Source organism: Streptomyces sp. NBC_01268, assembly GCF_036240795.1.
Classification (GTDB): domain Bacteria; phylum Actinomycetota; class Actinomycetes; order Streptomycetales; family Streptomycetaceae; genus Streptomyces.
The window spans coordinates 8146274-8168750 of record NZ_CP108454.1; the positions used below are offsets into that span (position 1 = coordinate 8146274).

General features: G+C 70.5%; 18 protein-coding genes and 1 pseudogene. 13 read left to right on the plus strand and 6 right to left on the minus strand.

Going from position 1 to position 22477, the window contains the following annotated elements; translation table 11 throughout:
- Positions 1-81 precede the first annotated feature (81 nt).
- The gene (locus tag OG309_RS36345; RefSeq protein ID WP_329428728.1) at positions 82-963 is read left to right on the plus strand and encodes a winged helix-turn-helix transcriptional regulator; all 882 of its coding nucleotides are present in this window, start codon (positions 82-84) and stop codon (positions 961-963) included.
- A gap of 214 nt (positions 964-1177) precedes the next feature.
- On the opposite strand, the gene OG309_RS36350 is transcribed toward OG309_RS36345, so the two are convergent.
- A complete protein-coding gene (locus OG309_RS36350) occupies positions 1178-1507 on the minus strand; it encodes a hypothetical protein (protein ID WP_329427629.1) in 330 nt (109 codons plus the stop codon).
- Positions 1508-2104: 597 nt separating this feature from the next.
- Positions 2105-4132 (minus strand): tetratricopeptide repeat protein, encoded by a 2028-nt coding sequence (locus tag OG309_RS36355; protein WP_329427630.1) that lies wholly within the window; start codon positions 4130-4132, stop codon positions 2105-2107.
- Between the two features lie 176 nt (positions 4133-4308).
- Between OG309_RS36355 and OG309_RS36360 the strand changes: the two are divergent.
- Positions 4309-4604, plus strand: a pseudogene (locus tag OG309_RS36360) (hypothetical protein); the annotation flags it as partial.
- A 49-nt stretch (positions 4605-4653) separates the two neighbouring features.
- Here OG309_RS36360 and OG309_RS36365 read toward each other — a convergent pair.
- A complete protein-coding gene (locus tag OG309_RS36365) occupies positions 4654-5394 on the minus strand; it encodes a class I SAM-dependent DNA methyltransferase (protein ID WP_329427632.1) in 741 nt (246 codons plus the stop codon).
- A 258-nt stretch (positions 5395-5652) separates the two neighbouring features.
- Here OG309_RS36365 and OG309_RS36370 point away from each other — a divergent pair, with 258 nt between their 5' ends.
- Positions 5653-6417, plus strand: a complete 765-nt coding sequence (locus OG309_RS36370; RefSeq protein ID WP_329427634.1) for a maleylpyruvate isomerase family mycothiol-dependent enzyme — start codon at positions 5653-5655, stop codon at positions 6415-6417.
- A 136-nt stretch (positions 6418-6553) separates the two neighbouring features.
- Here OG309_RS36370 and OG309_RS36375 read toward each other — a convergent pair whose 3' ends face one another.
- Positions 6554-7072 carry a hypothetical protein gene (locus tag OG309_RS36375; protein ID WP_329427635.1) on the minus strand — a complete coding sequence of 173 codons (519 nt, stop codon included), beginning with the start codon at positions 7070-7072 and terminating at the stop codon, positions 6554-6556.
- 434 nt (positions 7073-7506) lie between these two features.
- Between OG309_RS36375 and OG309_RS36385 the strand changes: the two genes are divergently transcribed.
- Positions 7507-8016, plus strand: a complete 510-nt coding sequence (locus tag OG309_RS36385; protein ID WP_329428730.1) for an NmrA family NAD(P)-binding protein — start codon at positions 7507-7509, stop codon at positions 8014-8016.
- A 324-nt stretch (positions 8017-8340) separates the two neighbouring features.
- Here the strand turns inward: OG309_RS36385 and OG309_RS36390 are convergent, their stop codons facing one another.
- The gene (locus OG309_RS36390) at positions 8341-9333 is read right to left on the minus strand and encodes a GlxA family transcriptional regulator (protein ID WP_329427638.1); all 993 of its coding nucleotides are present in this window, start codon (positions 9331-9333) and stop codon (positions 8341-8343) included.
- Between the two features lie 52 nt (positions 9334-9385).
- Between OG309_RS36390 and OG309_RS36395 the strand changes: the two genes are divergently transcribed.
- On the plus strand, positions 9386-9781 hold the full coding sequence (locus OG309_RS36395; RefSeq protein WP_329427640.1) for a cupin domain-containing protein: 396 nt from the start codon (positions 9386-9388) through the stop codon (positions 9779-9781).
- Positions 9782-10032: 251 nt separating this feature from the next.
- Here the strand turns inward: OG309_RS36395 and OG309_RS36400 are convergent, their stop codons facing one another.
- A complete protein-coding gene (locus tag OG309_RS36400; RefSeq protein WP_329427643.1) occupies positions 10033-10365 on the minus strand; it encodes a hypothetical protein in 333 nt (110 codons plus the stop codon).
- A gap of 515 nt (positions 10366-10880) precedes the next feature.
- On the opposite strand from OG309_RS36400, the gene OG309_RS36405 reads away from it, so the two are divergent.
- The 8 genes from OG309_RS36405 to OG309_RS36440 all read left to right on the plus strand — a co-directional run bounded on the left by OG309_RS36405 (position 10881) and on the right by OG309_RS36440 (position 22474).
- On the plus strand, positions 10881-12671 hold the full coding sequence (locus tag OG309_RS36405; RefSeq protein ID WP_329427644.1) for a hypothetical protein: 1791 nt from the start codon (positions 10881-10883) through the stop codon (positions 12669-12671).
- A 289-nt stretch (positions 12672-12960) separates the two neighbouring features.
- Positions 12961-13773, plus strand: coding sequence for an SAM-dependent methyltransferase (locus OG309_RS36410; RefSeq protein WP_329427646.1), 813 nt, complete (start codon positions 12961-12963; stop codon positions 13771-13773).
- 183 nt (positions 13774-13956) lie between these two features.
- Complete coding sequence (locus OG309_RS36415) at positions 13957-15045, plus strand: alpha/beta hydrolase family protein (protein ID WP_329427648.1); 1089 nt, start codon at positions 13957-13959, stop codon at positions 15043-15045.
- Positions 15046-15240: 195 nt separating this feature from the next.
- Positions 15241-16161, plus strand: coding sequence for a hypothetical protein (locus OG309_RS36420; RefSeq protein WP_329427650.1), 921 nt, complete (start codon positions 15241-15243; stop codon positions 16159-16161).
- Positions 16162-16702: 541 nt separating this feature from the next.
- Positions 16703-18382 carry a condensation domain-containing protein gene (locus OG309_RS36425; RefSeq protein WP_329427652.1) on the plus strand — a complete coding sequence of 560 codons (1680 nt, stop codon included), beginning with the start codon at positions 16703-16705 and terminating at the stop codon, positions 18380-18382.
- A 917-nt stretch (positions 18383-19299) separates the two neighbouring features.
- Positions 19300-20688, plus strand: coding sequence for a hypothetical protein (locus tag OG309_RS36430; protein WP_329427654.1), 1389 nt, complete (start codon positions 19300-19302; stop codon positions 20686-20688).
- Positions 20689-20771: 83 nt separating this feature from the next.
- A complete protein-coding gene (locus tag OG309_RS36435) occupies positions 20772-21278 on the plus strand; it encodes a TOMM precursor leader peptide-binding protein (protein WP_329427656.1) in 507 nt (168 codons plus the stop codon).
- On the plus strand, positions 21275-22474 hold the full coding sequence (locus tag OG309_RS36440) for a YcaO-like family protein (RefSeq protein ID WP_329427658.1): 1200 nt from the start codon (positions 21275-21277) through the stop codon (positions 22472-22474). The genes OG309_RS36435 and OG309_RS36440 overlap by 4 nt, the downstream gene beginning before the upstream one ends.
- The last annotated feature ends 3 nt before the right edge of the window (positions 22475-22477 follow it).

Sequence of the window (22477 nt, forward strand, 5' to 3'; positions counted from 1 at the left end):
GGAGTTTCTATCGGGACTGGCCTCATGGCGCAAGATGGTCCCTATGAGCGACGCCGTGCGCGGAGGAGTGGAGACGTGGTGATGCGGTCGGTGCCCGAGCGGGACGCGGCCTGCGCGATCGCGCAGGCGGCAGCGGTGGTCGGCGACTGGTGGAGCCTGCTCCTCATTCGGGAGAGCGCGCGCGGGCACCACCGGTTCGACGCGCTCCAGGAGGAGCTGGGCATCTCCCGGAAGGTGCTCACCGAACGCCTGGTGCACCTGGTGGAGACGGGGATCCTTGAGAAGGTCCCGTACCAGGACCGGCCGGTGCGGCACGAGTACCGACTGACGGAGAGCGGCCGGGGGCTGCTGCCGGTGCTGTTGTCGATGCAGGACTGGGCGGACCGCTGGGTCTTCGGCGACGGCTCGCTCAGCGGCACCGCCGACGAGGCAAGCACGGAGGCGCGGCGCGTCGCGGGCCTGGTGGGGGAGCGGCTGCCCCGCCTGGAGCTGCCGGGCCACCGGGACGGCGTACCGGTGGACCCGGTGGCCGACAGCGTGGCCACCGTCCTGTTCTGCTATCCGGCGACCGGGAGCCCCGGCCCCCTGCCGGACGGTTGGTCGGGCATCCCCGGCACCGTCGGCTGCACGCTGGAGAACCGGCTCTTCCGGGACGCGTACGAGGACTTCCGTGCGGCGGGCGCGGAGGTGCGCGGCATCAGCACCCAACGCCCGGACGAGCAAAGGGTGTTCGCGGTCGAGGAAGGCATTCCCTTCACGCTTCTCTCGGACGTCGACCTGCGCCTCGCCGCCGCCCTGCGACTGCCCACCTTCCGCGCCGGGCAACTGCTACGGCTGAAGCGGGCCGTTCTGGTGGTGGACCGCGACCGCACAGTGCGGCACACGCGCTTCCCGGTGACGGACATCCCGGCGGCGGTGGGCGAGGCGCTGGCGGAGGTGCGGCGCCTGGCGGCGCAGGACTGACGGCATCCCCCCTGCCCCCTGCCCGCTGCCCGCGAGGCATGACGTCGGCCTCTGTGTCCGAAGTCGTCGTGGTCGTGGCGCGCAGGTCGCGCGGGGCAGCACCTGGCCGGACGCGTCCGCGTCGTATCGTTCGGCGCTCGCGCGTGCCACACATTGCCGCTGCGGTGTGGTGTCGAGGACGGGCGGGTTCCGCCGGTGTGCGTGTGCCCTATCGTCAGCCGGCGTCCCAGACGGTCACCGTGACATCGAACTCGGCAGGGCCGGACACGCGGGTCACCGTGAAGGAGCCGAGGCGGCCGTTCTGCGTCCTCAGGCAGGCCATGGCCCCTTCCTGGACCGCGAGGGCGCGCCTTGCCAGCCGCCCCCTCGTCGCGGAGCAGTCCTCGTAGCCCGGTGGCGTCGCGCCGTCCCACGCCGCGAGCGCGTTGCCGACGACCTCGCCAGGGTGGCAGTCGCACTCCAGGCCGAGATCGCCGATCATCGCGTTGGAGGGTGGCACGCTGTCCAGCCACCAGCCGACTGGCCCCCCGTTGCTGTAGAGCAACAGGGTTCCTTGCCAGCGCACCTTCGTGGCTCGGGCCGGTTCCGACGAGGTGGCCGGCGCGGATGAGGTGGAACGCGGCGGGTCCGGGAGCGATGACTGCTCCGGCTCCGACGGGGCAGCGGGGGGCGAGGTGCTGTCGTCGCCGGTGGTCTTGCCTTGATCAGCCTGGTTGTGATCGCGGCCGGCACAGTCGGCGCCCGTGCTGCAGTTGTTCTGCGTGCCGATCTCCGTTCCGCCGCACGCCGACAAAGCCAGAACGACGGCCGCCGCCAGCGCGGTACCTCGGATGAGCCTCGACCTCAGCACTCTCATCGTCCAGCCTCAATGCGGAACCGACGGGCATACCGGGCCCCACCGTAACGGGCCTGGACTGGGCTTTCCAACAGGTCCGCAGGACCAGTTGGGTCTGGAAGATCCTACGCGGGGTCCGCGTCATGCAAGAACTCCGGGGGCCGGATCGAGCCGCTGATGCCGGCCGATCCGGTCCGTGGTCGGCGGTGGTTCGATCGACGCCGAACCCTAGAGGTCATCGCGTGCAACCGTCCGCCGCGCCCGCCGGCACGCCGCCGGAGCCAGGACCTCTGGAGCGGCGCATGCTCACCAGAGCTCGTCGGCTCTGTTGATCCAGTGCTTGTGCTGGCGGCGGATGTTCAGGGTGGTTGCGTGGTCGGGGCCGAGGACACGGCTGTATGTGGGAAGGAGGTCGGCGTACAGGTCCCGTGCGGCGGCGGGGTCGCCGGCTTCACCGATCCAGAACGCATGCTGGCGGCGGTTGTTCAGGGTGGTTGCGTGGTCGGGGCCGAGGACGCGGATGGAGTCGGGAAGGAGGTCGGCGTACAGGTTGCGTGCGGTGACGGGGTCGCCTGCCTCGCCGGTCCAGAAGGCATGGTTGTGGCGGCTGGTCAGGGTGGCTTTGTGGTCGGGGCCGAGGGTGCGGGTCCGGTCGGTGGCGACGCTCGCCAGGAGGTCGCGTGCGGTGGCGGGGTCGCCTGCCTCGCCAGTCCAGTACGCATGGTTGTGGCGGCTGAGCAAAGTGAGTGGGTGGTCGGGTCCAAGGACGCGGGCCAGGCCGGAGATTACGCCGGTGTACAGGTCGCGTGCTGCGGCCGGGTCACCGGCCTTCCCCGTGAAGTCCGCGTGCTCGTTGCGACTGGTCAGAGTGTATTTGTGGTCGGGGCCGAGGATGCGGGTCCGGTCGGTGGCGACGCTCGCCAGGAGGTCGCGCGCGGCGGCGGGGTCGCCTGCCTCGCCAGTCCAGCATGCATGGTCGTGGCGGCTGAGCAGGGTGCTTGCGTGGCCGGGGCCGAGCACGCGGATGGAGTCGGGAAGGAGGCCGGCGTACAGGTCGCGTGCGGCGGCCGGGTCGCCGGCCGCCCCCGTGTAGGACGCAAGGTCCCGGCGGCTGAGGAGGGTGCTTGCGTGATCGTGCCCGAGCACCCGGATGCAGTCGGTGACGAGTCCGGCGTACAGGTCGCGTGCGGCTTCGGCGTCGCCCGCTTCGCCGGTCCAGAACGCCTGGTCATAGCGGCTGGTCAGCGTGTTCGTGTGATCATGGCCGAAGTGGGCCGTGGAAAGTCCTGCGATCGCGCCGTAGAGGCGCGCGGCCTCAGGAGCGTCCGCGCGGGCTACGGCGGCGGCGGCCTCTTCTTCGAGCTGGGCGGAGGGCTTGTTCGTCGCGCCCGGGCTGGTGGGGGAGGTCTCCGGAACAACAGACAGCGTTTCGCCTGCGGGGGCCGGGCTGCCGGTGATCTCGGTGCTGATGCGGTCGATGGTGTCCGCGTCCTGGTCGTTGACCGTCGCCGCGCGGGCGAGCGCGGCGTCGATGTCGTCGGCCTCGGCATCACGCTCGCCCCCCACATCCTGGGAAGCACCGGCGAGGGTGGGGAGATGATCGTGGGGCGAGGGCCCGTCACCGCGCAGGCGGTCGAGGTCGTCGGTCAGCGCCTCGATCTCCCGTCGGAGCCGGTCGGCCAGGTCCTCGGCCTGCCGCCGTTTGTCCTGCGCCCGGGCCAGCTCCGACTCCGCCGTCGCCCGCTGTTCCTCTGCCCGCTCGATCCGTTTCTGCGCTTCTTCCAGCTCGCCCCCGGCCACCTGGGCGGCGAGCCCGTCACGCTCGCCGGACAGCTTGTGCACGCGCTCTTCGAGGGTGTTCACCACGCCCAGCAGCACCCATACCAGGCGGGCCGAGTTCTCCGCCGCCTGACGCAGCTCGCCCTCCTGCTCCAGGGCCCGTGTCAGGCGTTCGTACACCTGGATCTGCTCGGCCTGCGTCTGCGCCAGGGCCACGGCGGAGTCCTGCGCCGGCGCCGGAGCGGGCTTGGGGGCGGGGCCCGGCGGGTGCTCGGCATCCTGTAGCAAGCGCAGGGCCTCGGCCTGCCGGCGTTCGCGCAGCATCGGCGGCACGGTGACCTCGACGAGCCGGATGACGAAGTCCCGCGGCGGGATCCGCCCGCTCAGGAGCGTGCTGACCTGGCTCGTGGAGTAGCCGACGTCCTTCGACAGCACCGCGAGGGTCTTGCCCGACTCCTCGACCCGCAGCCGCAAGAACTCCGCCAGGAGCCCGGCATGGGTGTTGACGGGACGTACCGGCGCCCACCCACGCCCTCGCTTCTTCGACTCCGCCACTCGTTCGACCCCCGGTCATGTATCCGTGATGGTCCGGCCCGTCCTGGACCTGCCCCCTGCATCCGGAACGTACCTGCAATGTCCGCTCCGCAAGGTCCGTACAAACCAACTCGACTTCGTGGAGGAAGACCGAAGAACTCTGATACCTCCTCGCCGCCGACCTCGTTGCACCCACCGATGCCACCGGTATCCCGCTCGCCGCCACCTTGACCGGCGGCAACCGCAACGACGTCACCCGGCTGATCCCGCTGCATCAGGCGGTGCCGCCGGTGAGGGCTCGGGCCCGGGCACGCAACGCCGGTTCGTGGAGCGAGCATTCGCCCACCTGCACTGGTTCCGCGACCTGCGGATCCGCCGGGAGATCCGCAACGACATCCGCCGGGAGATCCGCGACGACATCCACGACGACATCCACGAAGCCCTCCTCGCCCTCGGATGCGCACTGATCCGCTGGCGCCGCCTGAACTCCCGATGGAAGTTCAAGACGGGCACGGCCGACGTTGATGGCCCGGTGGCCGACCTCAGGCCGGCTTGCGCCACACGGAGACGTGCTTCGCGGAGTCCTGGGTGAATGGGGACCCGTCCCAGTCCGCAACGCGACGTTCCAGTTCGAGCCCAGCGATCCGCGCCATCAGGTCGAGCTCGGCCGGCCAGGCGTACCGGTGCCGGGAGTTCTCGCGGCGGTAGCGGCCGTCGTCGCCGTCGCGGGTGAAGTGGTGCGAGACGAGCATCTGCTCGACCAGGTCGAAGGTGTCGAAGCCGAGATGCTGCCGAGAGACGTCGAACGGCACCGCGACCTGGCCGGGCGGCAGGAGCCGCAGCGGCGGCACACCCAGCTCGATGACGAACCGACCGCCGGGCTCCAGATGCCGTGCGGCGTTGCGGAAGCACTCGACCTGCTCGTCCTGCGTGAGCAGGTTCGTGAGGGTGTTGTAGACGAGGTAGACCAGGGCGAACCCGCCGGGAACGACGGTGGTGGCCATGTCCCCGATGACTACCGGGAGGGTGTCCTCGTCGACCTTGCGCCGCAGCACCGCCGCCATGTGCTCGGACAGTTCGATGCCCACCACCGGCACGCCGCGTTCCCGGAGCGGGACTCCCACCCGTCCGGTTCCGATGGCGAGCTCCAGCGCCCGGCCGTCTCCGGCGAGCTCGGCCAGGAAGGCGAGGGTCGGTCCGAGAACGGCAGCCGAAGACGCCTCGGCCTCCTCGGCGTCGTAGCGGTCGGCGGTCGCGCGGGTCCACAGTTCACTGCTCGTCACGGGTGGCCACTGTGCCGGGTGCCGAGGGGTGCTGTCGACGCATTTGGGCTTCCGCGGCGCAGCATGCGCCGCCCACGACTCGTCGTCGCCTTGCAAGGGCTTCGGCCGAACTGTCCCGCACCCCGGATCATCAATCCCGAAGTGATCCGAACACCTTGGAGATCATTTCGCCAGGAGTTCTTGGAGCGCCCGGGAGGAGGCGTGCTGGGCGGTCTTAACCGAGTGCGAGAGTGCCGGTCCGGGTGATACAAGATCTGCGTGCCTGAGCATCTCAACTTCCCCACCCTGCTGCGGATGATCGACGAGCGGTCCGCCGCGTTTCGCGCCGCTGTCGCCGCGGCCCCCAGCCTCGACGCCGACGTCCCGTCCTGTCCGGGCTGGACGCTGTACGACCTGGCGAACCACCTCAGTGAGGGGGACCGCTTCTGGGCCTACATCGTGCTGAACACCGAGCCGGGCGACGGGCGGCCGAGCAAGGACGGGCTGGCGGCGCCCAGGGAGCGCGAGGCCCTCATCACCTGGCTGGCCGACTCGACGGAGCAGCTGCTCACCGCTCTGCGCGAGGCCGGCCCGGACCGGGGCTGCTGGGCCTGGTGGGAGCCACTGGCCTCGCCGCACACGGTGGCCGCCGTGGCCCGCCGCCGCGTCCCGGAGACGCTGATCCACACCTACGACGCCCAGCTGGCCTCCGGTACCCCGAAGGAGCTGCCGACGACCGAGGCGGGCGACGCCGTCGAGGAGTTCCTCGCCACCGTCTGCACCGGCACGGTCCCGTGGCCGGGCGAGCCCGCCACCATGGACTACCACGCAGCCGAGGCCGGCTCCTGGCGCCAGACGGTGGACGCCGCCGGTTCCCGCTTCACCCGCCTCACCGCGGCGGAGGCCGCCGAGAGCAAGCCCACCGCCGCCATCTACGGCACGGTGAGCGAGATGGCCCTGCTCATGTACATGCGCATCCCGGCCGGCTCGCTGCGGATGGAAGGCGACGCCGACCTGCTCCAGCAGCTGCAGGACTGGGGCTGAGACCGCGCAGCTGCCCCCCCCCGTGTGGGAGGGGAGGGTCCCGGCCTCGCCGCCGGGGCGGTCAACTCGAATACGGGGCAAGCCGTTCCACTCCCCGCACCTATGGGGATGGCCCCCTGGCGTGCCCCACGGCTGATCACACCGGATTCTCCGAGCGGCAGCATCCGTACCTGTTGGTCATGTCGTACTCGTGGCCGACCAGGATGCGTGCGCCGCAGGTGGCGCAGACCGCGGGCGTCGTCGGGTTCACCCGCAGGACGTAGGTGTGCTCCAGGTCCAGGACGGCGTCCACGGACTCCTTGCCGTGCTCCTTGATGCCCTGTCCGATGAACTCGAAGGCGCCGTACTGGGCTCCGCACTCGCAGTCGATGCGGTTGGAATGGGCGGGCCCGATGTCCTTGACGCCCAGCTCCGAGGTGATCCTCTCCCGCTCCTCGCGGGACACCGGCTCCATGCCCCGGTCCTTGATCCGTCTCGGGCTCCAGTACCACGCCTTGAACGTCTCGGCCTGTCCGGGGGAGAGGTAGAACGTCACCGATCTGCCGGCCCTCAGCGCGTCCTGCACGGCCGCCACGACCGCGGTGTCGTCCCCGGACATCACGATCCTCCCGTCGCGGACCAGGGCATCGATCTCGGCGAGCGAGCTGCTCTTCATGGACGTCCTTCCGGTGGGCTCCGTCTGTTCCGACCGTTCGATGCTCACCCGTGATCACGCCGTGGGCCAGCGGGGGCGGGCGACCGGGGGCGCCCCTCCGTCGAGCCGGTGGCCGCACTGAGGCGATTCCGGCGGACCGCTTGTTGATCCTGCTAGCGCGACGGGCCGTTCGTGGGAGCCGGGGTCAGTGCGCGCGTACGCCGTCGATGGCGATCGACAGCAGGAGGTCGGCCTCCGCCGGGCCGTCGAGCTCCTGCTCGGTGGCCAGCGCGATGGCGCCGACGAGCTTCAACACGCGACCGGCCTGCAGGGCAGGGCCGTGACCCATCACCTGCTCCGCGACGGCTGGAAGGTGCGCGCGCTGACGCGCGACCCGAACGGCCCGCAGGCCACGGCGCTGGCGCGGGCCGCCGCACCTGGTCAGCAAGTGGCGGATCGAGCGCCACGTCGCCGCGCTCGGCCTGCCCGCGACGATCCTGAGGCCGGTGTCCTTCATGGAGAACTTCACCGGCGGATACGCGCTGCGGAACGGGAACCTCTCCACCGGTCTCGCGCCGGAGGTCCCGCAGCAGATCATGGTCGTCGACGATGTCGGCGCCGTCACCGCGCTGGCGTTCTCCCGGCCGGAGGAGTGGATCGGCCGGGCCGTCGCCCTGGCCGGGGACGGACTCACACCGGTTCAGATCGCCGCGGCGATCGGGAAGGCACTCGGCATACCGCTGCCCTACGTTCAGATCCCGATCGACGCGATCCGGGCGCTGAACGAAGACTTCGCCTACGCCAACGAGTGGCTCAACGAACTCGGCTACCGCGCGGACATCCCCGCCACCCGGGAGATCCACCCCGGCACGATGGACTTCAGCACATGGCTGGAGCGCACCGGCGCGTCCCAGATCGCCTCGTTCCTCGCCACCGCCGCACGTACCGCCGGGCAGCGCGGATGAGCGCCCGTACGCACGGCCTGCGGCGCGTCGGGACCACGTAGGCACACCGCCGACCTGGCCCGCATCACAGCCGCGGCCGCCCTGCCGAACGGCCGTGACCCCATACGTGGACTCGGGCACACGGACCCGGACGCGCTCGACGGCCGGCTGGTCGATGCACTGGTGGTCCACGGCCGCGCCGAGGACATCGCCCACCGCGTCCGAGAGCGTACGAGTAAGGCCCGAGAAGCCGTTGTCGTGCCGGTCATGACGGGCGCGCGTTCGCCTGTGCCGACTCGGTCGTGTGATCTCTCAGCCGGCTCGGCGTGCAGGGCGTCCTTGCCGTCAGTTCACCTCGGATCCGAAGCGGCGCTTGTACGCCGATGGAGTGATGCCCGTCTCGCGACGCATCAGCGTGCGCAGGTTGGTGGCGGTGCCGAGACCGCTCCGCCGTGCGACTACCTCGAAGCGGGATTCGCCTCGCTCGATCAGTCGGCAGGCCAAGGCGAGCCGTTCTCCCGTGAGCCACGTCAACGGGGTCGTTCCCAGCTGTGCCCGGAAGCGGCGGTGGAGCGTCGCCGGGCTGACCGCCGCCCGCGCCGCGAGGTCCGAGATCGCGAGTGGTGAGTCCAGCCGTTCCTGCGCCCAGGCCAGGACGGGTGCCAGGGACTCGTCGGGGAGGTCGGGCAGGGGACGCTCGACGAACTGCCGCTGCCCGCCGTCGCGGTGCGCCGCGAAGACCAGTCGTCGGCTCACGGAGTTGGCGGCCTCGGCGCCGTGGTCGCGGCGGACCACGTACAGGCCGAGGTCGAGTGCAGCCGCGCTTCCTGCAGCGGTGAGGATGTCTCCGTCGTCCACGAACAGCACGTCTGATTCGAGGTGGACGGCAGGGAAGCGGGCGCGGAAGGCATCGGCCCACTGCCAGTGGGCCGTGGCCCGGCGCCCGTCGAGGACTCCGGCCTCCGCCAGAGTGAAGGCGCCGCTGCAGAAACCGATCAAGCGTGCGCCGCGCGCGTGCGCCCGTCGGATGGTCTCGAGCACGGCGGGCCGGCGGGGCACCTCGACGTCGGGGCGGTTGGGGACGATCAAGGTGTCTGCCGTATCGGCTGCCTCCAGGCCGGCGACTCCTGTGAGGGTGAAGAATCCGTCTCGCATCGGAGTGGAGGGCTCGGGGGAGCAGAGTCGGAAGTCGTAGAGGTCGCGGCCGATCTCCGGCCTGCGCAGGCCGAAGATCTCGGTCGCGCAGCCGAGCTCGAACGGGTTCGAGTTCTGGTCCACGATCACGACCACGCGGTGGATGTCTGCCCCGTGGGCTGGGTGCGAGGATTCTTTCGCCATGTGCAATTCCTAGCACTCACGCTGTCCATGCGAAGGTGCCGAGGATGGGGCCATGAACAACCAGCCGATCTCCCTTCGCCAGGCCCTGGACTCCTTCGACGCGTTGTGGAGTCCGCGCATCGTCACGCGCGTCAACGACTACGACGTCCGGATCGCCAAGGTCGAGGGCGAACACATCTGGCACGCCCACGACGACACCGACGAGTTCTTCCTGGTGCTCGACGGGGAACTGCACATCTCCTTGCGCGAGCCCGAGGGCGAGCGCACGGTCCTGCTGCAGCAAGGGGCGGTCTTCACCGTCCCCGCAGGTACGGAGCACAAGCCGTACGCGCCGTCCGGAGCCGCAATTCTCATGTTCGAGCCGACGGGGACGCCGACCGTCGGCGACCGCCACGATGAGATCCCCGCCCACGTGGACGCGACGACCGGACACGTCCTCCCCGCATGAGCGGACGGGCAGAGGTCGGGGCCGCCGACGGGTGATCCTGCCGCAGCCCGGGCGTGAAGGCGGGGACTCCTGACCGACTCGGACGGTCGGATTACCCCGTCCGGCTTCGCCGAGCCCTGCCGTGTGGAGCTGCCTCCGCAGGAGGACCGAGACCTCCTGCGGAGGGTGAGCCGGTGCTGCGCGGCTTCCGCTCGCCCTCGGGTGACGGGTGTGAGGCCGGTGTCCGAGGTCTGGAGTGGGCGCAGAGCGGGTCAGGCGTGGCTGATCCATCGCTGGAGCGCGGCATGGGTGGTGTCGTCCAGCCGGCACAAGGCCTCGATGGCGTCGAGGTCGCCGGGCCGGGGCGCGATGCCTGCGGTCGTGAGGACTGCGTGCAGTTCCAGACGACGGCGGTCGGCCGGCTCGAGCGGCGGGTGGAGGCGGGTCCCCGGGGTGGGTGCGAGGAGTGGGCTGTCGTCGCGCTCCATGACGCCGTAGACGGTCGGGGTCGGCTGGGGCAGGTCCTCGAGTGCGGCGGGGAAGCGGTAGGGGTCGAGATCCATCAGCTCGGCAGAGCTCGGGGTGAAAGCCTGAAAACCAGTCATAGGTGCCTCCTTGGTCGTCATGCCACTGCACAGGACGACTGCGGGGGCAGTGTGGTCAGTTGCGGTGCGCGACGGATCCCACCCGGATGTCCCCTATGGCATCTCGTCACAAGTCCGATGAACCAACCCGTCATTCGACCGGCAGGACGTCCGTCCCATGGCCGGGTGATGGAGTACGGCACTCGACGGTCGGCGCCGGGGCCATCACACGGCTGCGCCCGGCCGCTCCCGTGGTACTGCCCATGCACGGGTCGGCGCTGACGTCCCCCGGCCTGGCTGGTCGGCGGCCTGCTGGTGGGCCGGCCCCCAGGCCTTGCTCGCATCGGACGGTCCGGCTCTTCGTTCTGGTTTTCGATGCCGGCATGGGTGTGCTCATCATCTTTTGGTCAGAGCTGTTCTGTTCCGGTCGTTCATGACGGATAAGAGGTTCTTGGTGTGTTTGGCGGGATAGGGCTGGGTCGGCGGGGACCGCGCCTATGGGGGAGCGCCCGCGGAGTGGACAGGGAGATGTGGCGATGGCCAACCTGCACTACGAGATACTCACCGATCCCGGGCAGCTCCAGGTGTCCGGGAAGGGCAAGGACGAGGAGTCACCAGGGGTGGTGCACATCGTCGTCTCGAATCCGAGCGCCTGGTCCGTGACGCTCTACGAACTCGAGGTGACGGTCCCCTTCGGCAGCGGGAAGACCCACCTGACCGCGCATGTCGACAGGATCCGAGCTCGTCTCGGCGCCAGCACCCTGAGCTCCTCGGTCGGCCTCTCGGAGAACTGGAACGGCACCACCGGGACTTACCGGTTGGAGGCGCTCTCCGGTGTGCGCCTGCGGAAGGGCGAGGTCATCGTCATCGAGATCGCCGACTTCCCTGTCTCCTCCGAGGAAGGGCTGGTCCTGCTGTCCGTGGCGGAGGACTCGCACGGCCGTGGTCCCAGGAGCGACCACCTCGTCACGTTGAGCCTGCTGAAGCATGCCCCGCGCATCCCGCGCAACTTCCGCGCCGACAGTACGCTGCTCGGCGCGACGGAGCAGGTCACCCTGCGGTGGGACGGTCCGGAAGACCTCGACTACAAGATCCAGGGCCCGGTCGGATCCCCGCAGCCCGTCCCGCAGACCTCGGGCGACTGGCACTGGTCACCGAAGCAGGGCGAGGAACCCAAGCGTGATGCCACGTACATCCTGATCGCCACCCCCAAGAGCCCGCATCAGCCCGGGTACTACCTCACCACCACCGTCCACCTGCGAAATCCCGAGTTCGAGAGCGTCAGCGCGACCGCCGGGCTCGCCACCCCGTGGGTGAAGGGCATCGAGCACGAGGGGCGGATCGAGTTCACCGACCTCGGCGCGAAGGTCCTGGACAAGCAGCGGGCGGCGGGCACGGTCGAGGTCAAGGCGGCGGTCGCGGAGACGGTCCTTGCGACCGCGGGCGTGAACGCTCCGTGGGTGAAGGGCACCGACCACGAAGGCCGTATCCGCTTCACCGACCGGGGCGCCGAGATCCTCGACAGCGGGCAGGCATCGGGCACGGTCACCGCGGCGACCGCGGACGTGGACAGCGTGCGTACGGCGCTGGTGCGAGGAAGGGACGGAGGGGCGGGCTGGATCCGTCTGCCCGCCGACGGGATCACCGTCGGCCACGGTGACGGCGGTGACCTGGGTGTCGTCACGGCGGAGCGAATTCGGGTGACCGGCGTGAACACCACGTGGGTCGGGGACGTCGACGGCGGTAAGGGGTGGCTCGAGTTCCCGCGGTCGGGCGTGAACGTCCGCAAGGACGGAGGCCAGGAGTGGGGCACCGTCGCCGCTGACAAGGCCGACCTGAACGGCATCAACACCTCGTGGGTGCAGGGCCGCACGACCGCGGATGGGTGGATCGAGTTCCCGACCGGCGGGCTGAACGTGTTCCAGGGCGCCGGTGATCGTCAGTGGGGCACCGTCGCGGCGGGCACCGCGGACCTCAACGACATGGTCACCCACCGCGCCAGGGTCAAGGAACGCCTCCACCTGGAAGGCGGTCTGACCGTCGACGACGTCCTGGAGACGCAGGACGGTCCGCCTCGGCTGATCGTCCACGGCCGCCTCGATGCCGAGGGCGAGGTGCTGGCCGCCCGTACGGTGACCGTCGCCGGCGACCTCACCACCAAGGGGATCCTCCGTGTCTTCGGGGAGTCCCGGTTCAGGGGCAAGGTCAACGCCAACGGACACCTGTCCGTCCGCAACGGGGAATCCTGGATCCTGCACACCAATGACGGAAAGGTCGCCATCCAGGGAGACCTGCGCGTCCACGGAGCCTTCCGCTCCGACAGCTGACGCGGTCCCGCCCAGCCTGCTCCGCCGCCCGCCCTTCGCGGCCGGCGGAGCAGGTGTCACCGGGCAGCCGGAGCGTGCCCGGGCAAGACGGCGTCACTCCTTAGGGGCGGCATGTCACGTAGGGGGCCGTATCACGGGACGGAAGGATGGCTGCGGCTTCGAAGCCGCACCGCCGTCGCACGGACGGGTGAGGTCCGCCCTCGGCACCGATCTCTCATGCCGTCGGCGGGTTCCGCGGACGGCGAGGCCGCTGACCGTCCGGTCCTGTCGAGACTGCCTGTGAGGCTTCATGTCCGGTATTCCGTCCTACATCGACCCGACCAAGCCCAGTATCGCCAGGGTGTACGACGCCTTCCTCAGTGGCACCGACAACTACGAGGTGGACCGCGAGGTGGTCCGGGGTGTGATGAAGGCAGCTCCGGAGGCCGCGGACCTGGCGGTGGAGAACCGTGCCTTCCTCATCCGCGCGTGCCGCTTCCTGGCCGGCGAGGCAGGCGTCACCCAGTACCTGGACTGCGGCTCGGGCCTGCCCACCGCGGAGAACACCCACCAGGTGGTGCAGCAGGTCGACTCGGACTCACGGGTCGTCTACGTGGACAACGACCCCTTGGTGCTCGCGCACAGCCGCGCGCTGCTGGAAGGGAGCGAGAACGCCGTCATCGTCTCCGAGGACATCTTCGAGCCGGAGCGGCTGCTCTCGAACGAGCTCGTGCGCTCCCACCTGGACTGGGACAAGCCGATCGCGTTGCTGCACATGGGCACACTCCACCACTACAAGCACGAGGAAACCCGCACACGCAAAGACATCATGCGTGCCTACATCGACGCCCTTCCGCCCGGCTCCTATGTGGCACTCAGTCACTTCCTGGACCCGGAGGACGAGTACAGCGAGACCGCCCGAATGATGGAAAGCATGTTCCTCCACAGCATGATGGGCAGTGGCACCTTCTCGACCACGGACGAGCTGAAGGACCTGTTCAACGGTCTGGAGATGGTCGACCCGGGGCTGGTGCGATGCACCGACTGGCGACGGGACGATCCGCAGACCGAGCAGAACGCTGCCCAGCGGTGCATCGCCGGCGGCGTCGCGCGCAAGCCGTAGGCCGTAGGCCGTAAGCCGTAAGCCGTAAGCGGTGAGCCGTGAGCCGTGAGCGGTGAGCGGTGAGCGGTGAGCCAAGCGGGCACCGTCAGTTGCCAAGCGCGCAGGCTCGGCGAGCACCCCGGAATCGCACATCGGGGATCTCCCCGATGGCGCACTCGGGCTCGGCCGACGACCATGCACCGCATGGCCACACCCACCCTGCCGGCACCGACCGGGCCGCACCCGGTCGGTACCACGTCGGCGTACCTTGAGGATGTCTCCCGCCCGGACCCGTGGGTCGCGGACGTGCCGACGCGCGAGCTGATGATCTCGATCTGGTACCCGGCCGCACGCCCGTCCGGTCCGCGCGCCCGTTACCTGACGCGGACCGAGTCGGCGCACGTCCTGGCCGGCCGGCCCGTGGCCATCGCGCCCGAGGCGCTGAGTTCGGTGCGCACCAACGCCTTCCCGGACGCTCCGCTCGACCCCGGACTGCGGGAACTGCCGCTGATCGTTCTCTCGCCCGGCTTCACCCGGCCGCGTGCCACGCTCACCTCGATCGGCGAGGACCTGGCCAGCCACGGTTACGTCGCGGTCGCGATCGACCACACCTACGAGACCGCGGCCACCACCTTTCCGGACGGGCGGGTGGCCGCCTTCGCCCTCGGCCGCGGGTTTCCGCGCACCGCCGAGTTCTGGCACAAGGTGAAGACCGGGCGCGCCCGCGACGCCTCGTTCGTGCTGGACCAGCTCCTCGGCAGCGACCCACCGTGGGCAGGCGCGGCCGGGCTGGCCCCGGACCGGATCGGCATGGCCGGACACTCCGCGGGAGGCGCGGCCACCATCGCGGCGATGCTCGCAGACGAGCGCATCCGCGCGGGCAGCAACGTGGACGGCAGTACCGGCCCCCTCATCCCGCACACCGGCCTGGACCGGCCGTTCCTGTTCCTCGGCCGGGACGGCCAGTACTCTCCCGGCGACGGGCCCGCCGCTGACACGTGGGCCCGAGACTGGCCCCTATTGACCGGCTGGAGGCGCTGGCTGGTGGTGGCGGGAGCCAGGCACCCGTCCTTCACTGATGTCGGCCTGTTGGCGGACCAGCTCGGCCTGCCGCTCGGCGCGGCCACCTCGGGGCTGCGCACGATGACGATCACCCGCACCTACCTGCGTGCCTTCTTCGACCAACACCTGCGCGACACCCAGCAAACACCGTTCGACCATCTCCACGCGGACCACCCCGAGGTGCGGTCCTGCCTGCCGCCTGACCATCGGACCGACGGAGGATCGACGTAAGGCTTGATCCCGGCCTGCCAACATCGGGGGAAGAAGACGATGCTTCACGGATATCGGCCGCGCTGATGCGCGGAGGGGGGTGCGAGCCGTGGACCGGGACCGTCCGAGCAGCGCGCCCGCGGCAGGGCGTACGTGCCGTCCATAGCCGGGCACCGAGGGGTTCCGCTGTGCGGGGGACGGCGGGATTCTGGGTGTATGAAGGCGACGGGGCGGGTCATCGGTCGGTGGGTGTGCGCGGGAGTCGGGATCTGGGTGGCGGCCGAGGGGGTGGACCGGTTACGGGTGGCTCCGGCTGCGGCGGTCGTCGAGCGGATGTCGGCGGTGGCGGTGGTCGCGGCCGTGCTCACGGCCGTCGTCGTGCTCGTCCCCGTGCCGCTGAGGCGACTGCTCGGGCGCGTCGTGGCGGCCAACCAGAGAAGGCTGGCCGAGGAGTTCGACCACGGCTCCGACGCGCGGTTCATGGCACTGATCGGCAGGCAGTTCGGCTACGTCGGGCTCGGCCTGCTGCTGTCCGTGTTCGTCACCGCCGTAGTGGGGCCGGTCGGACTGTGGGCCGGGACAGAGCTGGCTGCCGGGCTGGGTCTCGACGTCGAACTCGGGGGAGGGGCCAAGGAGGTCGTGGCCGCGGCGCTCGTGGTCGCAGCGGTGGAGCGGGTGCTGCTCCTCGTGCTCGTCGTACCGGTGAAGGGCCGCGCGGCCGCGGCGTTGCGCGCCCTGGCCGGCTACCTCGCCTGCCTGGGCGGCCTGGCCCTCGCCGTGGCCTGGCTGGACGGCGTGACCGCCGACGCCCCGCACTGGCTGACGCTCGCCGTCGTCGTCGCCGTCTTCCAGCTGCGCCCGGCACTGACCTTGACCCTGCCCGTGCCGGGCATCGCCTCGCTCGTCCTCGTCTGCGCCAACGCCCTGGTGCTCTGGCTGATCGCCTGGCTCACCGGTCTGGTGGACATCACGGGCTTCTGGCCGTTGGTCGGGGCGGTCGCCCTGATGTGGGTGACGGAATGGCCCATCCGCCTGCTGTCCGCGGTGGCCGAGGCCCGCAGGAACCCACCGGCACCCCTTCCGCCGCACGACCCGTTCTGGCCCGACAGCCAGATGCCGCACACGCCTCTGTACTGACTGGTCACCGGCCCGTTGCCGCGGGTCAGCCCTCGTCCCGCGGGTCAGCCCTCGTCCGCCGGGTCAGCCCTCGTCAACGCCGCGGAAGGTTCGTGAGCCATCAGCGGCGTCGGTGAACTCCGCGACGTCCACGGCGCGCTTCCCCGGGCTTCCGGGCACCGACTTGGCGGCGGTGACCGACGACGCCCCGTTCGCCGATCGCGTTCGCCCTGCGCCGTCGCTGTGCGCTCCGTCGAAGTGGGACGGCCGATCTGCGCTGTTGACTTCCGCTCGCCGGATTGCCGACGATACGAGTCCGACTGTCGATCAACCGACGGCTGCCGCGAGCCTCGCGTCAGAGTCGTAGGCGGCCTTCTGCCCGACCGCCTTGATCGTCACGCCGGGGCAAGCCCGCGCCCGAGCGCGCCGCGCCCGGACGGCCACCGCGCCGAGGGCGTCGCCCCCGGGGAGCCCCGCCGTCGCCTCCGTATCGATCTCTCTGCGCCGATCAGGCCCCGTCTCCCCTCTCGTACCGTCCCCCCCTCGTGCAAGGGAGCACGCCGTGACCCGTTCCCGTTCCGAATTCCGTTCCCATTCCGCCGAGCCGCCCCGAGCTCTCGAGCGCACGGGCCCCCTCACCTTCGGGCAGCTCGCGCAGCTCGTGGAGTACGAGGAAGTGCTCGTCGGCGCCCCGGAAGCCGCGTGGACCCGGACGCTGACCCAGCGATGGGCTCTCCCTGCGGACACCGAGGTCTCCGCGGTACGCGACGCCTTGGCGCTGCTTGCCCGCCGGCACGAGATCGTCCGTACGACCTTCGAGCGGGACGACTCCGGAGACCCGGTCCAGAAGGTGTGGAAACCGGGAGCCGAGCGGATCCGGACGATCGACCCGGGAGCTCTTGCGAGCGAGGCCGGATGGACAGAGTCCTACCTGGCGTCGCTCCGGCGAGAGCCGCTTCCCGTCGGCATGGAGCCGCCGATCACCTTCGACATCCTTGCCGAGGGAGACACGGCGAAGGACGTGCTGATCGCGTTCCACCACATCGTCGCCGACTACCGGAGCATGCAGATCCTCCACCGCGAGTTCCTCAGCGCGTTGACGCTGCTGAGCCAGGGGAAGACGGATCTGGCGGTCGCGCCGCCACGGCAGCCGATCGACGAGGCGCTGATCCAGGCGGCTCGCGCCGGCCAGGAGGGCGACGGTCTCGAGCCCTGGCGGGAGGTGCTGGACGCGACGGCCCCCACCTCGTACCCGCGGTGGGACGAACGCCGCTCGGCGGGCTACACGGCCACGTTCGCATCGGAGTCGCTCCAGCACGCGGTCTCCGTCCTGTCCCAGCGGAACGGGCTGTGGCCGGCCCAGGCGTTGCTGGGCCTCTACGCCTTCGTCATCGCCCGCTACACCGGCTTGCCCTCCACGTCCCTGTGCGTCATCTCCTCCAACAGGTTCACCTATCCGACGGGCGTCCACTGCTGCGCCCTGCGTGTGCCCGTCGTCCTTCCCACGGGAGCAGTGGCTCCGGATGAGCTCATGAAGACCGTGGAGGCCGCGACAAGGAATCTGCATCGGAACGCCGACCACGACGCTCGCGCTCTTCGCAGGATGCTGGACGGCCGCCAGGAGAGCACGGGATTCAACACCCGCCTGAGACTGGAGTACAACTTCTTCTCCCGACGCGGTGGGGCCATCCGTACGGGCATGCCGTACGGCACGCGATCCCCCAGCACATTCCGTCACGAACCCACGGAACCGGCCGACCCGACCCTCACCTATCTCGCGGCGCGGCCCGGCAGAGGAACGGAACCCATGGTGCTCTCTCTCGAAGCCAACGAAGCCTTTCTGCCGCTGCCGGCCGCCTCGGCCCTCTTGCGTGCCTTGGAAAGCCTGGGTGCGGAACTCGCGGCGGCCGGAGACGAGGAGAAGGGTCGGGAAGAGGAAGGAACCGTCAGCTGGGCCGCGCACATGGACCTCGCGCTCAACGCGCGGCCCGCGGTGTCCGGGCTGCTCGCCTTCCGGTCCGGGTACGTCGACGCGCACCGGATCGTACGGGCCGTCAACGCCGAGCTGGGTGACGGGTGCGTGGTCGATGTGGCGGTACGTGGCCGGGGAACACCGCGCGAGCGGCTCGCGGTCCGTCTGTCAGAGTCTCCAGGGCACGAGGCGACAGCGGATCTGCTGGCGAAATTGCGTCGCCGGGCACACCGTGACCCGTCGCTGGTGATCCCGACCGAGGTAATGTGACATTTTATTGGGCGGATACCCTGCGTAACGAGAGGGAGTGCGGGCTTCGGTCCGCCGACCGGGTGGTCGAGGTCCTGGTAGCCCCCACCAGCCAATCTCTGTTTCTGGGAGTCTCAGAGTCAACTGGCCTTAATCCGCGCTGTAGTGACAGACGGTCAGCTCCGGTGTTCGTTCGGCCCTGCTCCCGGACCACTACTCCTTGACCGTCGTTGAGCAGGCCTCCTAGCGTGATGCCACGGCGATCTCGTCGTGCCATGCGAGGCAGACATGGCGCGGGGGGACCGTTCGTTGTCCGTGTTGGCAGACAAGAAGGGCTGAAAATGGCTATGACTGACGGTCGGGCGATGGTCCCGGCTTCGAGTGACAACGGTCGTGCGCGGGCGATGGTCCCGGCTTCGAGTGACAACGGTCGTGCGCGGGCGATGGTCCCGGCTTCGAGTGACAATGGCCGTGCGCGGGCGATGGTCCCGGCTTCGAGTGACAATGGCCGTGCGCGGGCGATGGTCCCGGCTTCGAGTGACAACGGCCGCGTCCGGGCGATGGTCCCGGCTTCCAGTGACAACGGCCGCGTCCGGCCGACGGCCCTGGCCTCCCGTCACAACGCTCGCTGACACCAGGCCGTTTGGGCTTCTCCCGCGGGTTCCGGGTGCACGCGTGACTCGTTCCCCGCGATGAGCGGCCCGGCGTGATCGCCGCAGAGAGAAGGGCGCTTCGTTCGCCCCTCCGTGCGACAGCGACAGAGGCCGCCCGTTCGGGCCGGCGTGAAGTGCGTACCGCGCTTCGGACGGGCGGCTGCCGTCAGGCAGCGCATATCAGCACAGTCCCACGTCAACGACGTCCGCACGCGGTCGTCCAGGTTCTCGACGACGGCGTGCGACTGGTGCTTCCGGGACACCGACACCCCTAGTGAGGAAACCGTGCCGACCAAGAGCGCGAACTTGGGCGAGGCGCTCGACGGTTGGCTCGACGCGACGACGCACGGACTCGGCGACGTGCCCGCCGACCTCGTCGACGATGCCGCCGCGGCGTCCGCGGACTTCATGCTCTGCGCGTTGATCAGCCGGCTGCTGCCGGCCGAAGACGGGCGGGAGCGCGATCAGGGCATGGAGGCTGCCGGTCCGGCCGTGTGGTGGACCGGAGCGGTTCACCGTGCGGAGGTGGCGGCGGAGGCGAACCTGCTGGCGGGGATCGCCGCCGACTTCGACGCGGTGCACTACCTGGCCGGTGGTCATCTCTCGGCCTTCCTGGCGCCGGCGCTGCTCGGCCGCAGGGACCTGCCCCTGGACGCGGCACTTCGGCTGCAGGCCATCGCCACGGAGTTCGCCGTCCGTGTCGGCCAGGTGATCAAGGACCGTGCACGCCTCAAGGGGCTGCACGTCACCCCCCTCGTGGGCGGATTGAGCAGTGTGTACGCGCTCGCGCTCGCCAACGGCTACTCCCCGGACCGGGTGAAGTGGTGTCTGCGGCTCTTCCTTTCGACGTTCCGGTCCGACTACGGGCTCCTGGGCAGCGACGGGCGCCTCTACCAGATGGCCCAGGCCATGCGGCAGGCCCATGCCGCCGTCGCCGAGGGGGGTGTCCACACGCGCCTCGACCTCGCCTCGGCCCGTGAGTGGTGGCGGCCCCTCACGACGCTCGGCATCCCGATCGACTCCCCGACTGAATCGAACGCAGCCCATGACCTCCCGGCCGGTCTGCCGGACGGCTGGATCTCCGGCGACAGGTTCACCGACCTGAAACCGATGCCGTGCTGTGCGTACTTCTTCTCCGTCCTCGCGGTGGTCGCCGGGCTGCGTGGCCGTGTCGCCACCGATTCCGTCCGCCGGCTGGAGGTCCACGTCCCCCGGTACGCGTTCGTCGCCCACCGTGGTGCGGGCGACGGCTCGTGGCTGGCGCCGTTCGACCTGGCCCACAACGTCGCGATCTGCTGGCTTCTGGGGCGGGACAGCTGGACCCCGCTGCCCGAGCTGACCCGTGACGAGGTCCGCGCGATGCGCGAGCTGGTCCACCTGCGCGTCACCTCCGACGACCTGCCGGTGACCGCCGTGGCCGTGACGGCGGACGGAACCGGCGCCGAAGTCACGCTGGCGGCAGGGGACTTGCCCCCGGTCGACGGTGCCGCCCGACGCCACGCTGCCCTGCGGCAGAAATGCGACGTCGTCCGGCGGCGCCTCGGACCCGCGTGGAACGCGCCGCGTGCCGACCAAGGGGCGGGCGAACTCCTGCGTGAGCTGCTGGACAGGAGCGGACAGGACGTACGGGGCCTGGCGACCGGCCTTCCCACACTGAACGGAGCATTCCAGTGACTTTTCCTCCGGTTGAGATATCCCGTCTGTACCTCCATTCCTCACCGTCCCGCGAGGCGGTCCGCCGGGAGGTGGAGTCGCTGGTGAGCGGTGACGCGCGACTCGGCGCGGTGCCTGCGGCCGGGTCCTACGGTCCCGGAGTGCTGTGCGTGGACGTGGCCGGATTCGAGGAACGGCAGGACGTGCTCGCGCGTGCGCCGCACGTCGTGCGTCGAGGTGGCCTGCACCTGCCCGTCGTCATCGACGACGAGGGCACGTCGATCGGTCCGCTCACGACGCCGGGCTTCTCGGCCTGTCTGCAATGTGCCGCGCACGTCGCGGACCGGGCGGCCCCGACCCCGGACCCCGCCGCCGTGCCGTCCCCCGCGCCCGCCGCCCTCACCCCCCTCGTCGCCGCCCTCATCTCGGCCACCGTCGCCCTCGAGGCCGGCAGGATCGTGTGCGACCCCGACCGGCTGCCCCTCTCCCTCGGCCACGTCGTCCGCGTCGAGCACGACACCGGGGCGGTGGCGATACTCGCCGTCACCCAGGTCGACGGGTGCGAGGTGTGCGGGTCCCTCATCGAGCTCGCCCTGGGGGGAGAGCTGTGAACGACGGCGTACGCCCGGCCGCCCCCGACACCCTTGGCCTGCTGGAGGACCTCCTCGTCCGGCGGAGCGGGTCGATCTCCTCGCTGCAGCCCCTCGACGACTTCTACAACGACGAGCCCCGGGGGCAGGGATGGGTCGCACAGCTGCCGCCGAACGCCCACCGGCCGCAGGGGACCGCAGCCCTTCCCCGGGCCACCGGAGGCCGTGGCCGTGACCGCCTCGCCCGGCTGAAGGCGGTGATGGAGGCGGCCGAGCGCATCAGCCTCAGTACGGTGCCGCCCGAGCGCCTGACGTACGGCACGGCCGCCGAGCTCTCCGACCGCCTCGGTCCCGAGGCCTTCCCCGAACCCTGGCGCGGGTCCCCGGCCTGGGAGCGGCCCATGCACTGGTGCCGTGCCGTCAGGATCGGCGCCGAGGAGGCCGGTTTCGTCCTGGTGCCCGCCCAGTTGGTCTACTGCCCCTACTGGGAGCCGGACCGGCAAGCCATGCTGTGGGATCCGAGCAGCAACGGCGCGGCGGCCGCGTTCTCCTACGGCGACGCGGTGGCGCGTGCCTCGCGGGAGGCCTTCGAGCGCCATGTGATCCTGCTGGCGCACTACCTCCGGCTCGGCGGTGAGGAGCTCGACTGGCTCGACCTGGCGCTGGAGCCGGGGGCGCTGCTGATGGGGCTCGAAGCCCGCACTCTCGGCCTGCGCGTCCGGGTCGCCTGCCTGGTGCGCACCCCCTTCCCCGTGGTGGTCTGCGTCGTGGTCGACCCGACGAAGCGTTTTCCCGCGCTCACCACGGGAAGCGCGTGCGCGGTCACCGTCGAGCAGGCGGCGAGCTCCGCCATCAGCGAGGCCCTCCACGCCCGCAGGCAGGCACGGGACTTCCTCACGGACGTGCCGCCGGTGGAGGCGTCCGACCTCGAGACGATCGAGGAGCGGGTCGTCTACTGGGGACAGCCGGACGCGCCCGGGCGACTGGAGTACCTCTTCGGCGGCTCCAGGCCCCTCGAGGGCACGTACACGCAGGGATACCTGGACGAGGGGTACGCGGCCGAGGTGACGGCCCCGCAGCTCGCCGACGCCGGTGTCAGCGTCGTGAAGGTCGTCCATCCGCGGCTGCAACCCCTCTTCTTCGCCGAGAGCGACAAGCTCCTGCTGGAGCAGGCACGCCGTTCGGCCATGTCCACCGATCCGCACCCCTACGCCTGACAG